The organism is Kineosporia babensis (assembly GCF_021129305.1).
GTDB classification, from domain to species: Bacteria; Actinomycetota; Actinomycetes; order Actinomycetales; family Kineosporiaceae; genus Kineosporia; species Kineosporia babensis.
The window spans coordinates 410,468-428,856 of the sequence record NZ_JAJOMB010000003.1 but is presented as its reverse complement, the minus strand read 5'-3'; the positions used below and the strand labels follow the sequence as shown (position 1 = coordinate 428,856).

Here is an 18,389-nt window from a genome sequence, read left to right as displayed (position 1 = left end):
CGTACACTTGGCGGTGCCGGGTTGGGGCCCTGCGCCCCGGGCTGGGGTTGTCGAAAGGCCGTGCCATGGCGCACGCACCCGACCCTGGCTACCAGGAGCCGTACGTCGAGCCCGACCCGGACCCGACGACCACCGAACCCGAGCCCGGCGACGACCAGGTCGAGCCTCCCCTGTACCCGGGCGGATTCCCCGGCGGTGGCTCGTGAGCGCCCCCACGAAGCCCGGGCGCGGCATGTGGTCGACCACCGGTGGACTCCTGCCCGCACGCCCCGGATCCAAGGGCGGCTACTACCGGGCCGGTGAGCCCATGGTCGGATCTGCCGGCCTGGAGGCTGACGCGACCTACAACGATCTCGTCGTCACGGCCGCGGTGAAGGCTCTGCAGCGACGCCTGGACGAGCTGTACCCGTCGCTGGGGATCCGCCCGTCGGGGATCGTCGGACCACTGACTGTCCGCGGTTTCGCCCTGGTGCAGCGTGACAATGGCCTGACCGTGGACGGCATCTGCGGGCCGCAGACGGTCCGGGCGATGATGATGTCGCTGATCCAGTCGACCGCGGCCATGTATGGCATCCCTGTGTGGCCGCTGATCGGGATCGTCGGGGCCGAATCCGGCTGGGATCCGGGGGCGGTCGGTGTCGGCACCCCGTACGACACGGGCCCTTGCCAGATCAATCGGGATGCGCACCCGGCGGTCACGCTGGAGCAGGCGTGCGACTGGCGGTTCGCGTTCGGGTGGACGGCCCGCGAATTCAAGACGCAGCGGGATCGGATCGCTCAGATTGCCCGGCCCGGAATGGATCTCGATGAGCTAGCTGTGGCCGCTCACAACTCGCCGAAGGCCGCGCGGCGGTGGGCCGAGACAGGTCGCCCCGGAACGAGCCCGAACCCTGAGGCGTACGTGGCGAAGGTCCGCAAGGCATGGAAGGAAGCGCCGTGAGCGACGAATACGGAACCGACACAGGATCACTCGTCCCCGCGAACCTGGACCCGGAGCCCGACGACTACCAGGAACCCGACGAGGCAGGCTCGGGCGACGTGATCGCGCCGACTGCCGTCGACTTCGGCGACCCGATCGAAGACACAGACGAGACCCTGGCCGACGACGACTTCGATGCCGCCGGCGACCTGGCGTGGCTGATGTCGGAGGGCGACCGTGACTAACAACCCCCCGAAGACCCTCACACAGAACCAGGCCATCACGATCCTCAAGTCGCTGGGCTGGCGGATCCGGACCGCAGGCGAATACCGGCAGGCCCTCGCCCATTTCCAGGGCGGATGGAACCTCGGCCCCGCGTTGAAGGTCGATGCGAAACTCGGCCCGTTCACGTCCGCCGCGCTGCGGATCAGTGAGGCGCGCCGCCGCGCAGGTCTGCCCACCGCCAGCGCGCACTTCAGCTTCACGGAGGTCCGCTGCAAGTGCGGCGGCCGGTACTCGACGTGCGCCCGCATCTGGTTCCAGCGCGGCGCATTCAGGGAACTCGAGCGGTACCGGAAGTCCCTCGGTTCGGGCATCAGCATCATCTCCGGCTGCCGCTGCCGAGGACACAACCGGGCCGTCGGCGGCGCATCGCAGTCCCGGCACATGGCAGGTGACGCCGCTGATTTCGCCCCCGTCCGACCCGTCTCATGGTTCGCCACCCGCAACCTCTTCCGAGGGCGCGGCTGGAACAAGTCGCCCGGCACACACCCGGTCCGGCATGGCGATCTCGGACCGCGGCGACAGTGGATGTACGGATAGCCGAGAGACGTGACACATGCACTCACCATCGCTGCTACTGCCACGAGCGGCGCAGTCCAAGGGGTCACGACCTCATTCATTGGCCAAGGCATCCTCGGGACGCTTGCGCTGGTGGCCATCGCATTCTTCTTCTTCGCGTGGAAGCGGGAGGCCACACGTGCCGACGCCGAGCGGGCAGCGAAAGACGATCTGGTCAAAGAGTTTCTGGACAAGGTTGTTCCGTCGCTCACCGAGTCAACGCGCGCGATCAGGGAGTTCCTGGACAGGACCCGAAATGATCGGTAGCCGCCCACGGCCAGCACGGACCGCGCCCACCGTCGCTGAGGTGATCGCGTTGATGACGCAGCGCGCCGCAGAACTCGACGACGTCACACATCAGCTACAGGCGGAGATTGACCGCAGAAAGGGGACCAGCGATGACCCACCTACCGACGGACCCCGGTGATGACCTCGAGGGGGCAGTCCGCGAACTCGTCGACCAGGGGCGGTCGATGAGCGCACAGATCGACGCCCTGAAGTCGCAGCTGCGCAAGCGGACGATGGCGTTCTTCTTCGCAGTGTTCGTCGGCGTCATCGTCCTTGCCGCCATCACTGTCGCCGCCTATCAGGTGTCCCTCAACAATCGGGCCGCGATCAAGGAGTTTGGGCGGAAGTTCTGCACGTCGACCGCCGCGCAGGCGGCACCCAATCCGAAGCCGTCCACGGCGCGCGGCGAGGCATTGCAGGAGTCCGCTCAGGATCTCCTGCAGGACCTTGACTGCACGGCCCGGGCGTCCGCTGGGATTCCGCACCCCGAGACCAACAAACCGATCGGAGAACCGACGCCATGACCACCACTACTGTGCGACAGGAGGCGCTGCAGCGCCTCGTCGTCGACCGGGCACGTGACGCCCTGTCTCGTGCTGTCCGTCAGGCGCTGCAGGCGCTCGTCCCGACGCTGGTCGTCATAGCGGGCGGGTCAAGCCTGCGAGGCGTCGACCTGACCGCCGTCGGTTCGCTGGTGCTGGTGACCGCGTTCGTCTCGGTCGCCAAGAGCGCAGCCAACCTCAAGCTGCCCGCGACCGCCCCGATCGCCTGGCAGCTCACCGAGCGCGCCGTCGTCGCCGCGGGTGGCACTGCTGCGGGCCTGGCGGTGGCCGGACTAGAGTCGGGGACGTCGATCGCATGGGAGGGCCTGACTACCGCGTCGGTCGGCGCCGCTGTCCTGGCGGTCGTCATGTACTTCACCAACCCGCCGGTCGTCCAGGGCGAGATCATCGCCCCTCCCGTGGAGGCCCCGAGGATTGAGCCGGACCGGGAGCCGTCGGCCGTCCCGGTTGCCGACCCGGAAGAGTCCCGGCCGCTGTGAGGCAGACGAGCGAGGAGCGGTGGGCTGGCTACGACCCGGACTACCGTCCTCGCCCGCTCGGCCGGAGGTGGCGGCGCGGGTACCGGCGGACAGCGCGCAGGCTGGGCGGGGCGGTGGGCGTGTACCTGCTGCTGATGGCAGTGGTGGCCTTCGGTGCATGGATGTCGCTCCGGCCCTGGATGGGCTGAGACTGCTAGATGCGGGTGCTAGACCAGAAAAGTAAGAGCGCCTCTGAACTGTCGGTATGTCACTTTCGAGCGAGAAACTGCGGTCACCTTGCGTGGACGAGGCGGGGGTGTTGCAAGTGGGTAAAACAAAGGACGTAGTGCGCGCCGAGCGCGGTCCGGCCCGGTTCCCGAGATGGCTTGGGAACCGGGCCGGACGGACGGGGCGGGTCAGGACGGGTCAGGACGGGTAGGCCTCCAGCTCAGAGAGCTGGGCGGCGGGCCAGGCGGTGTTGGCGGTGAAGGTCAGGCGTAGGTAGCGGGTCTGCGCGCTGGAGACCGGGATGGTCACGGTGTTGGCCTGGGCCGGGTCGAAGCGGTACTGGGCGGCGGCCTTGATGCTGGAGAAGTTCTGCCCGTTGGCCGACGCGGAGACGGCGATGGTCTGGGTGCGGGCCTCCCAGGCGGTGGGCGGGGGCAGCTTCAGGACCAGGCGGGAGATCTGACGGCTGGTGCCCAGGTCCACGGTCAGGGTCTGGGGCCAGGCGTTGTTGGTGCTTTCCCAGTAGGTGGAGGCGTTGCCGTCGACGGCGTTCGTCGCCTGGTAGACGTCGGTGAAACTGGATGCCTGCACCGGTTTTCCGGCGGCCAGGTTGCCGGTTCCCGGGTCCTGGGTGGGGGTGACAGTAGGAGTGGCGGTGGGAGTGGCGGTGGGCGAGGGGCCGGGACCACCGCCGCCGTAGACCGGGCTGGGCCAAGGTCCGCAGTACGGGGTGCCGTTGAGCCAGGTGCCGTTACCGCCGGCGTTGTTGATCGTGAAGTTCGCCCCGGTGCAGCTGTAGACCGGGTTGGCGTAGCCGATGCCGGTGGCGGTGACGTTCTTGAAGGTGGCCGAGCCGGGGGCCTGGATCTGCAGGGCGAAGGTGCCCGCCCCGTCGATCTTCACGTTCTCGAAGTTCACCCCGCGCACGCTGCCCTCGATGAAGCTGATCGCCGAGTACGAGCTGTCCAGGATGTCGGTGTCGCGGACGTTGATCGTGGCGTCGATCGGCTCGTTCAGGCCGTTGAACCAGATCGCCCCGACACCGAACTGCCAGTTGTAGTCGGAGTTCCCGGCCCGGATCAGGGTGTTGCCGCTGAGGTCGAAGGTTCCCTGGACGGCGGTGTTTCCCTGCACGCCGGGGTAGCGGTTGCCGACGTGGATGCCGCCGCCGTTGGTGACGGTGTCGGAGACCACGTTGTTGGTCACCGCGATGTCCTCGCCGCCGTAGATCGCGATGTTGTTGGCCAGGACCGGCACCACCACGGTGTTGCGGGAGAAGGTGTTCTTCACGTTGTCGTCGCGTTCGGCCCACATCGCCAGGCCGTCGTCGCCGGTGTTACGGACGAAGGTGTTGGTCACGCTGGAGTTGGTGACCCCCTGGTGGAAGTTCACCCCGTCGGCGGTCTGGTCCAGGATCCGGCTGTTCCTGATGTGGAAGTTCGTCATCGGGCCGTCCATCCAGGCCCCGACCTTGGTGTGCTGCATCCAGACGTTGTCGATGCTGGAGTTGCTCATCGCCCCGCCGAAAGCGTTGACCTGCGCGGAGTCGTTGCGGTCCTCGACCTCGCCGAGAACGGCCAGGTCCTTCACCGTGACCCCGGTGCTCGGCCCGCCGTCGGCCACGTACTTGCCGTAGATGCCCACGCCGTCGCCGGTGAGCACGCTGTGCCAGGGGCCGGCCCCAGCGATGGTGACCCGGTCGGCGATGATGTGCCCGGTCACCTTGAACGTGCCCTTGGGGATCCAGACCGGCTTGTTCTGCGCTGCGCCGTCATTCACCGCCCGCTGGACGGCGCTCGTGGCGTCGGCCGAGCCGGTGGCATCGGCGCCGTAGCCGGTGACGATGTTCAGCGCCCCGGCCGGAGCGGTGCCGGCGGCCGCGACCTGCTCGAAGTCGGCCAGGTCGATGGTGAAGGTGGGCGAGGAGGCGGTGGAGGTGACCTTGACCCGGACCTTGCTGCCGGCGGCCAGGGTCTGGCCGAACAGAGTGCGGCTCTCGTCGTAGAAGTGGTGAGGGTTCGAGCCGGGGGTGTTGGTGAACGGATAGCCGCCGTAGAACCAGCTGTAGCGCGAGGTCAGCGGCAGATCGGTGAGCTTCTGCCCACCCGCCTCGACCGCCACCGTGGCATCCCGGCCGGTGCCCGCGGCATTGTCCGGAAGGCTGTAGCGCAGCACCATCGAGTTGGCGGCGGCCGGCAGGGTGAACTCGACGTACTCGTTGACCGCGTCGAGCGTGACCGCCTTGCGGCCGGATGCTTCGGACGGCAGCTGGCCGTAGACCCGGTCCGGGCCGATCACCGTGCCGTTCGTCGCGGCGTCCTCGGCCTCGATCTCCTGGAACGGAACCGTCGCCCCGCGCCCGGGGATGCCGATCGGCGAGACAGCGCTCCGGACGGATACTTTCGCAGGTTCGGCGGCCGCCGTCACGGTGGCTACGCCGCCGGTGAACAGGGCGGCGGCGCAACAGGCAGCCAGAACACGTCGATCGAGTCTCATCGGTCGATTCCTCACGTCGGGACTTCAGGGGGAGCGGAGGTGATTCCGCAGTCGCCGGCAGTGATTTCGAAGGTAGCTCCGGATTCGGAGCGGCTGCAAGAAATGGACCGATGAAAGAAATACCGCAACAGGACGTCGGCGGCTGACGGGTGGACGGGTCGCCTCCGCGACCGGAAGAGTCGATAACGGCGCCCGGAAAGCGCAAATTCACGCAAGCCGTTTGCGCTGGTACCGCCGCCGAACCGGGCTACCAGGACGAGCGTCCTCAATTATGCTCGAGAACGCAGCGCCGAACGGTCAGCTCACAACACCTGGCTGCACGTGGACTTTGAAGCAGGCCTGGAGGCGTTCTACCTCCAGGCCTGCGGTTTCCGGCCCACGTCGGCCGGCCTGCTTCGGCTTCGGGCCTAGGGCGTCTGACTTCGGGCTTAGAGCGAGCGCCCGGTGAGGATGACGATCTGGGTGCCGGTCAGGCTTCCGGTGTGCTGGAGCAGCCCGGCCAGCCCAGCTGCACCGGCCGGGCTGGGGCGCAGGCCGTAGCGAGCCAGCAGAGCCTGAGCGGCGACCAGCTCGTCATCGGTGGCGGCGTGGGCGGCGCCGCCGGATTCGGCCAGTGCGGCCAGGGCGTCCGGGCCGTGAAGGGCGTGCCAGTTCACCAAGGGCTCGTTGTGCTCGGTGGTGATCACCGCGTCGCTGGGCAGCACCTGGTAAGGGCCGGGCCAGCTGGTCAGGATGGGGTTGTTGCCGGGGGAGCCGACGCCCTGCACCGCGACCGGCCAGCCCAGCGCCTGCAGACGGCGGTGCAGAGCGACGATGGTGGTGCCGTTGCCGATCGGCACCCAGACCGTGGCCGGGGACGAGCCGAGTTCCGCGTGCAGCGCGTCGATCACCCGGCCGTGGCCCGCGAGGACGGCGTTCTTGTACGGGCCGTCGACATTGCCGTCCGCGCAGCCGGTCTCCTCGGCCAGGCGCCGGGCTTCGTCGACCGCGTCCTCGTAGCCGCCCTCGGCGAAGCAGATCTCGGCGCCGGTGCTCAGCGCGAACTCGCCGCTGTCGCCCCAGCCCGCGGGCAGGACCACCGTGCACTTCAGGCCGATCTCGGCGGCGGCCTTGGCCATCGCCCGGCCGTAACTGCCGCAGGAGCCCACGAAGACCCGATCGTGGCCGTCGGCCCGGGCCTGGGCCGCCACGGCGTAGGCGGCCGGCTCCTTGTGACTGCCGGAACTGTAGAGGGACTCGTCCTTGATCAGGATCCGGACGCCGGGCCGGAGGTCGTCCACGACGGTGAGCGTGCTGGTCAGCATTACAGCGCCTTCTTCTGGGCCGGGAGGTGGGCGGCGAGCAGTTCGTCGGCCTCGCGCTGCAGGTCGTCGCGGGTACCGATGCGGTCGGGGCGGATCGCGTCGGGCAGTTCGTCCTCGATCAGCCGCAGCCGGGGGTTGCACCAGCCGCGGATCGCCCAGGCCAGCTGCAGCACCCCGCTGATCACGATGAGCAGGCCCAGGCCGCGGCCCTCGGAGTCGAACAGCGGCTGGACGTAGCGCTCGGCCAGCGGCCCGACCACCAGGTAGCCGATCGGGACGGTGAGCATCATCAGGGTGATGAACAGCGAGAGCACCCGGCCCTGCAGCTCCAGGTCGACCTTGCTCTGCAGGACAGCGATCCAGTGGCCGTCGGCCAGGGACTCGGCCACCCCGACGAAGAACATCCCGCCGATGATCAGGGCTGGGCTGGTGCTCAGGCCGACACAGAGCATGGCCACACTGCCCAGGCCCATCGCCAGCAGCATGCCGTTGCTGCGCCGGGCGGTCCCGCCCCAGATGCCCATCAGCACGCTGCCGGAGAGCACGCCCACGCCGGCCGCGCCCAGGGCCATGCCCATCACCGAGGCCGACTGCTCGATCAGCAGCATCGGGGTGATCACGGCGAAGCCCAGCACGTAGAAGATGTGGTCGACCACGAAGAACCGGACCGCGGCGACCAGGCCGGGCCGCCGGGCGATGAAGTTCCAGCCGTTACGGATCTCGGCGACGAAGGTCTCCTCGCGGCGGCGGAAGGCCAGGTTCGGGAAGCGGACGAACAGCAGGGTCAGGGCACCGGCCACGAAGGTTGCGGTGTCGACCAGCAGCACCCCGCCGATCCCGATCGGGCCCATCAGCGCGGCGCCCAGCAGCGGCGAGAACACCTGCCCGACACCGAGTCCGAGCTGGCCGATACCACCGGCGTGGCCGAGGTAGCGCTTGGGCACGAGCTGGGAGACGGCGGCCAGATAGGCCGGGCGCTGGAAGGCCCCGGCGATCGAGGTCACGGTCACGGCCAGGTAGATGTGCCACAGATGCAGGCCGTCGGTGAACATCAGCGCGGCCAGGCCGGCCATGGACGCTCCGGCGGTGACGTCGCTGGCCAGCATCACCCGGCGCCGGTCCCAGCGGTCGGCCACCGCTCCGGCGACCGGGCCGACCAGGATGCCGGGCAGCAGGCCGATCGCGTTGACCAGGGAGAACGCAGTGATCGAGCCGGTCTCCTGGAGCACCCAGATGCTCAGCACCAGGGTGCTCAGGCCGGAGCCGATCATCGAGAGGAACTGCCCGAGCGCCACGATCGCGAACCGGCTCAGGTCGGCCTCGTTCTTCGGGGCGGGCTCGGTCTGCGGCGGCCGGGTGCCGGAGGCGAAGCTCCTCAGCGCCTCGGCCAGGGGCTCGGCATGGCTCTTGACGAAGAAGTGCCCGGCCTCGGGCAGGACCGTGACATCCACGTCGCCCTCGGTGAAATGCCGCCATTCGTGTTGACGTTCGTGGTAATGCTCGGTGACCCGGTCCCGCTCGCCGACCACGGCCAGCACCGGGGCCTTCAGCTGCTCGTACGGTTCCCGGTAGGCCGCGGTGAAGTACTCCTCGGCGTCCCGGGAGTCGTGCCGCACGTTGCGCAGCACGAACTCCTTCTGCGCCTCGTCCTGGATGTCGGTGAAGCCGCCGCGCGAGCGCAGGTAGGCCAGGTACTCGCGGTTGGAGGTGAGGCGCTCGGTGGGCAGGTTCCGGTAGATCCAGTCGAAAACCTTCCCCGGAAGCCGGGCTTCGGGGAATCCGGCGCCCAGCCCGACGCCGGTCACGTCAACCCCGGCGGCCTCGGCCTGCCGGGCCACCTCGACGGTGAGCGCGACGCCCTGGCAGTGGCCGTAGAGCATCACCGGCCCGTCGATGGCCTGCAGTTCGCTGACGATACGAGAAGCCACCACCGCGGCGGTCTGCAGTTCCTCGTCCGGTCGGGACTGGTCGTGGCCGGGCAGCTCGACTGCTTGCAGTGCCCAGGTCTCGGGCAAGGCGTCGGCCAAGGACTGGTAGGCCACCGCGCTGCCGCCGTTGTACGGGATCGCCACCACGGTCTGCCCGCCGGCTCGGGCATCGGCCTCGGTCAGCCGGTTCAGCAGCCGCCGTTCCGTTGCGACAGAACCTTCCAGCAGCACGGCCAGCCGGCGAATCGTGGCGTGCCGGTAGAAGTCGACCAGGCTGGGCATCGGCTCCAGCTGCCGCACCACCTTCAGCGCGGCGAACGAGTCACCGCCCAGCGCGAAGAAGCTGTCGTCGATGCCGGGCTCGTCGACCCCGAGCACCTGCTTCCAGACTGCCGCGATGGCCTTCTCGACCGCCGTGCGCGCAGCGGGTCCGGCCGAAGCAGCCAGTCCTTCCGGCGGTTCGGGCAGGGCGCGGCGGTCCAGCTTGCCGTTGGGGGTCTGCGGCAGAGCCGGGAGCAAGAGGATCCGGGCCGGCACCATGTGCGCCGGAAGCCGCACCGCCAACGCGTCCCGCATCGTCGCCTCGTCGAAGTCCGAGCTGACGACATAGCCGATCAGCTGCGTGAAACCGTCGGCACGCCGGTGCGCAGCGACCGCGGCCGCAAGCACCGAAGGCTCGGCAGCGAGCGCGGCCTCGATGTCACCGAGTTCGATCCGGTACCCGTTGACCTTGACCTGATCGTCCAGCCGGCCGAGGAAGTCGACCGTGCCGTCGAACCGGAACCGGGCCGAGTCGCCGGTGCGGTACATCCGGGCGCCCGGCAGGCTGGAGAACGGGTCCTCCACGAACTTGTCCGCGTTCAGGTCCGGGCGCTCGTGATAGCCCGGCGAGACCCCGAGGCCACCCAGGTACAGCTCGCCGGTCACTCCGGCCGGTACCGGCCGGCGCTCGGCGTCCAGCACGTAGACCGTGTTGTTCGGGAACGGGCGCCCGATCGGCAGCGGCGCGTCGCGGGGGAGATGCTTGACCGATCCCTCGAAAAAGACGTTGTCGACCGTGACTTCGGTGACGCCGTAGGAGTTCACCACCCGGTTGGCCGGGCCGACCAAGGCCTGGGCGAGCTCGTACTCCTCGACGTGCCACTTCTCGCCGCCGCCGATCAGCAGGTCGACGAAGCTCAGATCGGCGTCGGCCTGGCGCACGTGGTTGAGCAGCTCGCGCAGGACCGCGGGGACGAGTTCGGTGCAGCTGACCTGCTCGGCCTTCATCAGCGCGTAGAGATCGGCCGGGTCGAGCAGGGTTTCGCGGGGTGCCACGACCAGCCGGCCGCCGCTGGTGTGGGCGCGCATGGTCTCGCCCACGAACATGTCGAACGAGGAGCTGGCCGCCTGCAGGAAGGTCCATTCCGGGCGTAGCCGGTAGGCCTCCTGCCACATCCCGGCCGCGTGGACCAGGTTGCCGTGGGTGATCACCACACCCTTGGGACTGCCGGTCGAGCCCGAGGTGTAGATCACGTACGCCGGGTCGTCGGCGCAATTGCAGTTGGGCAGGTCGGTTCCGGATTCGTCCGGGTCGGCGGCGGCAATGTAGGACGGGTCGATCACCACCGTGGGCAGGCTGTCGGACAGCATGTGGTCGAGTCGGTCCTGCGGGTAGCCCGGGTCGAGCGGGACGTAGGCGCCGCCGGACTTCAGTACCGCCCACATCGCTACGAAGAACGTTGTGCCGCGTTCCAGATGGATGGCGACGCGGTGCCCAGGGAGAACGCCTTCGCGGCGCAGGCGCCGGGCCAGCCGGTTGGCGCGGCGGTTGAGTTCGCCGTAGCTCAGGGTTTCGCCGGAGACGGTGAGCGCAGGGGACTCGGGTGCCGACGCGGTACGGCGCTCGAACAGCTCGTGCACGGTGGTGGCGTCGGGCACCGGGATGCCGAAGTCGTTCCAGTCATGGACGATTCGGTTGCGTTCGCGTTCGGAAAGGAGCGGTAGGTGGGTGATCGGCTCGGGCTGGGCCGTCGCGGTGGCGGCGTCCAGCAGGGTGATCAGGTGGCCGAGGAGGGCCTCGATGCGCTGGGCGTCGAACAGTTCGGTGGCGTAGTCGGCGTTCAGAACAGCGCCGTCGGCGGGGAAGTCCAGCCCGATGGAGAGGTCGACCATGGTTGCCGAGGGCTGCATCTCGCCCACGTAGCTCAGGATCGAGCCGTCCGGGGCGGGGGTGTTGTGCACGGTGAGCATGACCGGGCTGACCCGCTTGGCGCCCGGCCGCTGCAGTGCGGCCACCAGGTCGGGCAGGGCCAGTTCCTGGTGGTCCAGGTCGGCCAGAACCGAGTCGCGGAGCTGGGCAACGATTTCGGCGAACGTGGGCGCTGCGCTGAGGTCTGCGCGCAGGGGCAGCACGTTCAGGACGGGGCCGATCAGCTGCGCCAGTTCGGTGGTGGAGCGCGCTGCGGTGGGGGAGAGCACGGTGATGTCGGTCCGGCCGGTGTAGCGCCGCAGCGCTACCTGCAGGCCGGCCAGCATCACGGTGAACAGGCTGGTGCGGTGCTGGGTGGCGTACGTCCGGAGCCGCTCGAGCAGGTCGGCGTCGAGGCTGCAGACCACCCGGTCGGCGGCGTAGGAGCGGGCGATCGGGGCCGGGCGGTCGGCGGGCAGTTCGAGGTCGAGATCTGCCTCGGAGAGCCGGTTTCGCCAGTATCTCAGCAACTCCGGGTCGGCCTGGGCCCGATCGGCGCGCTCGGCCAGATCCGGTACCGCAACCGCGTCGGGCAGCGAGTGCCCCTGGTACAGCGCGGCGAGTTCCTGGCCGAACACTCCGGCCGACCAGCCGTCGAAGGCCAGGTGGTGCACCCGCAGGGTGAGGTCCTGGTCGTCCAGGTAGGCGTGGGCGATCGGCCCGTTGCGGTGGTCCACGCCGGCCGAGGTCGGCGCGCCGATGGTCAGCGGGATCGTGCCGGCCGGGTCGATCACCATGCTGGGTTCGGCGTACTCGTCGGGAAAACGAGCACGCAGCAGGGGATGCCGCTGAGCCATCGCGGTCAGCGCCCGGCGAAGCTTCTCGGTGTCCACGGTTTCGCCGAAGCGGTAGCGGATGCCCAGGGTGTAGGCGGGCCGGTCTCCGCACACCTGCTCGGCGATCCAGTAGTCCCGCTGCATCGGGTTCAGGCGCTGGGGGACACCCTCCACCAGTTCGGGCAGCTCACGCGCCTTCGGTTCGGAAACCGTACCGATGGCGGCCGCGAGCGCAGCCACGGTGGAGTTCGAGTACCACTGGGCCAGGGTGATCTCGGTGCCGTGCTGCTGCCGGAGTGCGGCGATCAGCCGCACAGAGTCGAGCGAGTCACCGCCCAACGCCAGGAAGTCGTCCGTGGTGCTGGTCACCACCACGCCGAGCACGGATTCGATCAGGGCGGCCGCGGCCTGCTCATTCGCACTGAAGCCGGAGAAGTCGCTGACGGCCACCGGCTCGGGAACCAGCGCGCCCAGCGTCTTCTTGTCGATCTTGCCCTGCGGTGTCAGCGGGAACCGGTCGTGCCGCACGAACAGGCTGGGCACGTAGGCGGCCGGAAGCGTGGCCGCGAGCTGGTCCCGCACGGCCGCAAGGTCGGTCGTGGTGGCAGTGACCAGATGCCCGACCAGACGCGGATGTCCGCCCCGTTCATCCACCAGGACCACAGCGTCCGTAATTTCCGGAAGCTCACGCAGCGCCGCCTCGACCTCACCGGGTTCCACCCGGTAGCCGCGGATCTTGACCTGGTCGTCCAGCCGCCCGAGGAACTCCAGCTGCCCGTCGGCCCAGCGCACCCGGTCACCGGTGCGGTATTCACGGCCGTGCCCGGGCGTGGTGATGAACCGCTCGGCGGTCAGCTCGGGCCGGTTGAGATAGCCCTGGGCCACTCCGGTTCCACCGACCAGCAGTTCGCCGTCCTCGCCGATCCGGCAGGTGATGCCGTCCAGCGGGATGCCGATCGGGACGACCTCGCCGCTCCACTCGGTCACGTCGGCGGCGGTGGCGCCCACCGTGGTCTCGGTCGGGCCGTAGGTGTTGTACAGCCGCACCGGCGAACCGGCGGTGGCCTGCTGCCAGTCCCGCACCGCGTCCGGCCGAGCGGTCTCGCCGCCGACGATCACGCAGCGGATGCTCGGCGGGAGCTGGGCCTCACCCCGGCTCAGCGCCGCGACCAGCTCGTGCCAGTAGGCGGTGGGCAGGTCCAGCAGGGTGATGCCGAGCGCGCCGCAGCGGTCCAGGAAGAGGTCGGGGCGGCTGATCATGTCGTCGTCGCGCAGGACGACGGTGGCGCCGCGGGTCAGCGCCGGGAAGATCTCCTCCACGCTGACGTCGAAGCTCAGCGACGCGAACTGCAGGATGCGCTCACCCGGGGCGAAGCCGAAGCGGGTGCCGAACGCCCCGGCGAAGTCCCGCAGCGACTGCCGGCCGATCAGCACACCCTTGGGCCGGCCGGTCGAGCCGGAGGTGAAGATGACATAGGCCGGATCCTCGCGCGGCACCGCGTCTTCCAGCGGCTGGACGCCTTCGGCGGTGACCAGTGCGCGCGGCTTGGTCTCCTCCAGCATCAGGTCCAGGCGAGCTTGCGGGTAGGCCGGGTCGAGCGGCACGTACCCAGCACCGCAGCGCAGCGTGGCCAGGATGGTCACGACCGCCTGACGGCCGCGCGGCAGGCGGACCCCGACCAGGTCACCGGTCCGCACGCCCGCCTCGGCCAGTCGCTCCGCCTCCGCGGCGACCAGCTCGACGAGCCCTTCGTAAGTCAGTGCGCCGTCCGCGTCCAGCAACGCCACCGCGTGCGGGGATCGGACTGCCTGCCCGGCCACGGACAGCCAGACGTCGTTGTCCGGCAGCGTAGGCGCCTGAGGGGTAAGGGTCACCGTGGTTCTCTCTCTGAGCTGATCGTCGCGAAGGGCTGATCGTGGTGAAGGGCTGATCGTGGTGAAGGGAAGGGGGACTACATCGACCAGTGCGTGGGCCTGCGGTCCCAGCGGTGGGCGCGCAGCGCCTCGACGAGGTCGGCCGGCAGCGGCCGGCCGTCGGAGACCGCCAGGTTGGAGCGCACGTGCTCGGGCCGGCGCATGCCGGGGATCACCGTGGAGACGGCCGGGTGGTGCAGGATGAACCGCAGAACCAGTTCCGGCATGGTCATGCCCTCGGGCACCAGCTCGCGCAGCGCCTCGACCCGCTCGATCGTCGGCGGCAGGTTCTCCGGGCCGAAGTAGGTGGCCCGCCAGTCCTCGGCCGGGAAGCTGCTGTCCAGGCTCATCGTGCCGGTCAGGGCACCCTCGTCGAACGGTACCCGGGCCACGATCGCGATGTTCTCCTCGATCGCGCGGGGGAACAGCTCGTCCTCGGGGGCCTGGTCGAAGACGTTGTAGATCACCTGGATCGCGTCGACCAGGCCGGTGTCCAGGGCCTTGAAGCAGTTCGTCGGCTCCCAGCGGTTCACGCTGATCCCGAAGCCGTCGATCAGGCCCTCCTCCTTGAGCCGGCTGATCGCGTTCTGCCAGCCCGGCTCGGCGGCCCAGCGGTCCTCCCAGACGTGGAACTTCAGCAGGTCGATCTTCTCGACGCCGAGGTTGTCCAGGCTGCGCTTGGTGTACTCGACGATGTGCTCGGCGGGGAAGACGTCTTCCAGGGTGTCCTGGGGGCGCGGCGGCCATTCCCGGTTCAGCGGCGGGATCTTGGTGGCCAGGCGCAGGCCCGCCTCCGGCCGGCGGCCGCGCAGACCGCCCAGCAGCTGCTCGGACACACCCCGGCCGTAGACCCAGGCAGTGTCGAAGAAGGTGCAGCCGAGGTCCACCGAGAGGTCCAGGGCGGTCGGGGCGACGTCGTAGTCCCAGCCGGTGAAACCGCCCGGACCACCGCCGATTCCCCACATGCCGTAGCCGATCTCGCTGACGTCCCAGCCGAGCCGGCCCATGGTGCGGTGCTGCATGAGAGTGCCTTTCGTTCGGTGCTCAACGGTTGAGGGCCGGTTCTGCGGCGCGCTCCTCGAAGCCGGCGCTCACTGACCGGTCGAAGTGCAGGGGGTTGTCCTGCAACAGGTTCTCCAGCGTGGCGCGGGCGCTGGCTTCTTCGTCCAGTGCTCCGGCGGCGCGGTGCTCGATGATCGCCAGCAGGGTGCTCAGTTCCTCGGTCTCCCGCAGCCGCTCGATGAAGGCGGTACAGGAGATTCGGGCCGCACCAGCGGGAATCTCGTCGAAAAGAACGGTGCCGGGCCGGAAGACGTGCAACGCCCGGCCCCAGACGGCCTGCTCCCGAACGGACCGGACGACCACCCGAGCCGCCTCGTCCACCGGGGTGAAGTCCGAGCGCAGCTGCGCCATCGGCACAGCACCGAGCCGCTCGAAGGCACTCAGCAGCAGGTGCGTCACCGCGCTGGAATTCTGCTGCACCGCGCCGGCGGCGGGCATGATCTCGCCCAGGCGCAGCACGGTCACCGGCAGATCGCTCGCGCTCTGCAGCAACCGCTCGGCCACCCACTTGGACAGGCTGTAACCGCTGGAAGGCGGAGTGATCTCGGCCGGATCGACATCCTCCGGCAGTCGGCCGGGGCTGCGTACCGCGTGGTCGTGCAGCACGCCCAGCGACGAGATGTAGTGCACCGGAATGCCGCCCGCCTCCCGGGCGAACCGGATCACCTCGGCCGTGCCCAGCACATTGGGCTCGCGGTGCATCCGGTAGTCGTACAAGAAGTTGACCATCGCGCCGTTGTGCAGCACCAGATCGCACCCGGCCACCAGCGAAAGCCAGCGATCGGCCGACAGACCCAGCCCGCTGCGTCCCAAATCTCCGGCAACCACCCGGGTACGGTCGGCCAGCCCGGGGTGATCCAGGCCCTGCGCAGTCATCGCCGTACGCAGGCGCCGCTGCGCCTGCCCGTCGTCCTGCCCGCGCACCAGGCACACCACGTTCAGGTCCGGCTCTTCCAGCAGCTCGAACAGCAGCCGGGCGCCGACAAAACCGGTTGCTCCAGTCAGGAGAACGGTCTTGACCGGTCGCCGGGCAGACCGTTGCGGGCCAGGGCTGGGCACCAGGGCCAGGTCGGCGGAAACCAGTGCAGCCACGTCAGGTACGGCGCCGTGCTCCCGCTCCCGCCGGGCCACCAGTTCACGCAGCCGGGCCGCGGTCGGGTGCTCGAGGAGGTCCTTGACCCCGAGCTCCACCTTGAACCGCTCGGTGAGGGCGACCACGGCCGCCACCGCCTGCAGCGAGTTCACGCCTGCGGCGAAAACGTCATCGCTGGAGTTCAGATCGGGACGCCGGAGTGAGGAGCGCAGCACGTCCAGCACCGGATCGGTGGTTTCGGTGGACTGCCCGGCCAGTTCGGCGCGCAACGCCAGCTGGCGGCGGTCGGTCTTCCCGGCCTCGGTCAGCGGCATTTCCTCGACCACCACGCAGCGCTGCGGAACGCTGTGACGCGGCAGCCGAGTTCGCAGATGATCCAGCACTTCTCGGGAAGTGGCCGGTCCGGTGGTGATCAGCACCAGCTCGCGGCCGGTGGCCGGACCGACCACCAGGGCCACCGCCTGCCGCACACCCGGGAAGGCCAGCGCGGCCGCCTCGACCTCGCCGGGTTCGATCCGTACCCCGCCGACCTTGATCTGGTGGTCGATCCGCCCGGCGAAGTGGAACCGGCCCTGCGCGTCCAGGTGCCCGAGGTCGCCGGTGCGGTACATCCGCCCGGTCAGCACCGGACCCGCGGTGGGCCAGGGGCATTCGAAGAACCGCTGGGCCGAGCGCTGCGGGGCACCGTGGTAGCCGAGCCCGATGCAGGCCCCGCCGATCACGATCTCCCCGGTGGCGCCCGGGGGTAGCGGCTTGCCGTCAACGTCGACGATCACCGCCGCGCAGTTGTCGATCGGCCGGCCGAGCGGCACGTCGTCGCCGTCGGCCGCACTCACCTCGTGAAAGATCATGCCGATGGCGGCTTCGGTCGGCCCGTAGCCGTTGCTCACCCGCAGGCCCGGCAGGAGCTGCTGCATCCGGTGCACGTCGTGCGGGTTGATCTGCTCGCCGCCGACCACCAGATGCCGCAGTGAGCGCAGCTGCCCGACCAGGGCCGGGCGCTGCTCCAGCAGCGACAGCAGGGCGTTGAGCACTCCGGGCACGAAGTCGGTCACGCTCACGCCGTGCGCTTCGATCAGGTCGATGGTGTGTTGCAGGTCGAGATGCTCGCCGACGCTGGGGATCACGGTGGCGCCGCCGGTGGTGAGCGGCCAGAAGATCTGCCAGAAGGCCGAGTCGAAGGTGTGCCGGGTGTTCTGCAGCACCACCTCCCGCTGCGGCGGCGGGCCGAACCAGCGCGACATGAACTTCAGCCGGTTGGCCACGCCCCGGTGCTGGTTGACCGCGCACATCGGGGTACCGGTGGTGCCGGAGGTGAAGACCCCGTAGACGATGTCGTCCGGGCCGACCGGGACTGCGGCGGGCGAGATCTCGGCCTGGTCGATGACGACGGCCCGGTGAGTCTGCGGCACCGCGGCGGGATCTGCGCAGACTACTGGCGCGGCGCCGAGCAGATCAAGAACGCGTTCGATCCGCTGGGTGGGCCAGCGCGGGTCGAGCGGGACGTAGCCTGCCCCGGCGAACATGACGGCGGTCCAGGCGATCGGCAGGGCCAGACCCTCGGCCACGAGAACCGGTACCAGAGAGCCCGGCTCGACCTGCAGGCGGGTGGCCAGGGCGCTGGCCCGGGAAACCAGCTGCCGGTAGGTCAGCGTGCCGTCGGCCGCGTAGACAGCTACCGCATCGGGTGTGGTCCGGGCACTGGTCAAGAGTCGTTCGGGCACACTGGCCAACGGCCCGTGATCCACGGCGAGCCCGGCCAGCGGCCCGAGCACCTGCGACTCGGTGGCCTTGGACAGCGCCGGGACGGTGGTCAGATCGACCTCGGGGTCGGCCAGCAGAGCGCTCAGCAGCTCGGTGCACATCTCGGTCACGGCTGCCGCGGCCGGTGCCCACAGGTCGTCGTCCGCCACCGTGAGATCAACTGCTACACCGCCACAGTCGTCCATCTGTGCATGGACGACCGGGCCGGCGACACCCGCCGCGAAGGTGCTCGTGTGGAGCACGAACGCGGCGGCCGGTGGCCGATCGAGGGTCTCGATCGAGGTGGAGCCGACGACGAGGTTGCGGTCCAGCCTTCTGGCCACCTCTTGCAGTGCCCGGACGGCAAAGGTCACCAGTGTGTCTTCGGGGGGAAGTTCTCGCTGGAGATGCCGCCGGGGGATTTCACCCAGGCTCATAGTGCTGTAATCAAGCGAAGTCGGACAGACGTACTAAAGACGCAATGTGTCGCGAATGCGAACGCCAGGCGAAGGATGACAACGATGCAAGCTTTGCGGGCCGGACCGGC

At 69.4% G+C, this 18,389-nt stretch carries 13 protein-coding genes; 8 read left to right on the top strand and 5 right to left on the bottom strand.

All coding sequences use genetic code 11. The annotated features are described in order from the left end of the window. The first annotated feature begins 65 nt into the window (after positions 1-65). From LR394_RS07775 to LR394_RS07740, 8 genes are all read left to right on the top strand, one after another. Complete coding sequence (locus LR394_RS07775; protein ID WP_231439964.1) at positions 66-206, top strand: hypothetical protein; 141 nt, start codon at positions 66-68, stop codon at positions 204-206. After that, complete coding sequence (locus LR394_RS07770) at positions 203-940, top strand: peptidoglycan-binding domain-containing protein (protein WP_231439963.1); 738 nt, start codon at positions 203-205, stop codon at positions 938-940. The genes LR394_RS07775 and LR394_RS07770 overlap by 4 nt, the downstream gene beginning before the upstream one ends. Then, complete coding sequence (locus LR394_RS07765; protein ID WP_231439962.1) at positions 937-1,164, top strand: hypothetical protein; 228 nt, start codon at positions 937-939, stop codon at positions 1,162-1,164. Before LR394_RS07770 ends, LR394_RS07765 begins: the two co-directional genes overlap by 4 nt. Continuing rightward, positions 1,157-1,741, top strand: coding sequence for a D-Ala-D-Ala carboxypeptidase family metallohydrolase (locus LR394_RS07760; RefSeq protein ID WP_231439961.1), 585 nt, complete (start codon positions 1,157-1,159; stop codon positions 1,739-1,741). The genes LR394_RS07765 and LR394_RS07760 overlap by 8 nt, the downstream gene beginning before the upstream one ends. 111 nt (positions 1,742-1,852) lie before the next feature. After that, complete coding sequence (locus tag LR394_RS07755) at positions 1,853-2,026, top strand: hypothetical protein (protein ID WP_231439960.1); 174 nt, start codon at positions 1,853-1,855, stop codon at positions 2,024-2,026. Positions 2,027-2,232: 206 nt separating this feature from the next. Beyond that, complete coding sequence (locus tag LR394_RS07750) at positions 2,233-2,571, top strand: hypothetical protein (protein WP_231439959.1); 339 nt, start codon at positions 2,233-2,235, stop codon at positions 2,569-2,571. Continuing rightward, positions 2,568-3,089 carry a hypothetical protein gene (locus LR394_RS07745; protein WP_231439958.1) on the top strand — a complete coding sequence of 174 codons (522 nt, stop codon included), beginning with the start codon at positions 2,568-2,570 and terminating at the stop codon, positions 3,087-3,089. Before LR394_RS07750 ends, LR394_RS07745 begins: the two co-directional genes overlap by 4 nt. Continuing rightward, positions 3,086-3,277, top strand: coding sequence for a hypothetical protein (locus LR394_RS07740; protein WP_231439957.1), 192 nt, complete (start codon positions 3,086-3,088; stop codon positions 3,275-3,277). The genes LR394_RS07745 and LR394_RS07740 overlap by 4 nt, the downstream gene beginning before the upstream one ends. Positions 3,278-3,494: 217 nt before the next feature. On the opposite strand, the gene LR394_RS07735 is transcribed toward LR394_RS07740, so the two are convergent. From LR394_RS07735 to LR394_RS07715, 5 genes are all read right to left on the bottom strand, one after another. Beyond that, positions 3,495-5,792, bottom strand: a complete 2,298-nt coding sequence (locus LR394_RS07735) for a discoidin domain-containing protein (RefSeq protein WP_231439956.1) — start codon at positions 5,790-5,792, stop codon at positions 3,495-3,497. 428 nt (positions 5,793-6,220) lie between these two features. Continuing rightward, entirely contained in the window at positions 6,221-7,096 is an 876-nt protein-coding gene (locus LR394_RS07730) for a pyridoxal-phosphate dependent enzyme (RefSeq protein WP_231439955.1), read from the bottom strand. Continuing rightward, complete coding sequence (locus LR394_RS07725; protein ID WP_231439954.1) at positions 7,096-13,905, bottom strand: non-ribosomal peptide synthetase/MFS transporter; 6,810 nt, start codon at positions 13,903-13,905, stop codon at positions 7,096-7,098. Before LR394_RS07725 ends, LR394_RS07730 begins: the two co-directional genes overlap by 1 nt. A gap of 77 nt (positions 13,906-13,982) precedes the next feature. Next, positions 13,983-14,966, bottom strand: coding sequence for an aldo/keto reductase (locus LR394_RS07720; RefSeq protein WP_231439953.1), 984 nt, complete (start codon positions 14,964-14,966; stop codon positions 13,983-13,985). 22 nt (positions 14,967-14,988) lie between these two features. Beyond that, positions 14,989-18,216: a non-ribosomal peptide synthetase gene (locus LR394_RS07715; RefSeq protein ID WP_231439952.1), complete on the bottom strand. Its 3,228-nt coding sequence runs from the start codon at positions 18,214-18,216 to the stop codon at positions 14,989-14,991. Positions 18,217-18,389: the final 173 nt, after the last annotated feature.

What these genes read in the sequence shown, in the direction of transcription:
- LR394_RS07775 (WP_231439964.1), top strand. Translation starts at nt 66, where the DNA reads ATGGCGCACGCACCCGACCCTGGCTACCAGGAGCCGTACGTCGAGCCC.
- LR394_RS07750 (WP_231439959.1), top strand. Translation starts at nt 2,233, where the DNA reads ATGAGCGCACAGATCGACGCCCTGAAGTCGCAGCTGCGCAAGCGGACG.
- LR394_RS07745 (WP_231439958.1), top strand. Translation starts at nt 2,568, where the DNA reads ATGACCACCACTACTGTGCGACAGGAGGCGCTGCAGCGCCTCGTCGTC.
- LR394_RS07735 (WP_231439956.1), bottom strand. Translation starts at nt 5,792, where the DNA reads ATGAGACTCGATCGACGTGTTCTGGCTGCCTGTTGCGCCGCCGCCCTG.
- LR394_RS07730 (WP_231439955.1), bottom strand. Translation starts at nt 7,096, where the DNA reads ATGCTGACCAGCACGCTCACCGTCGTGGACGACCTCCGGCCCGGCGTC.
- LR394_RS07720 (WP_231439953.1), bottom strand. Translation starts at nt 14,966, where the DNA reads ATGCAGCACCGCACCATGGGCCGGCTCGGCTGGGACGTCAGCGAGATC.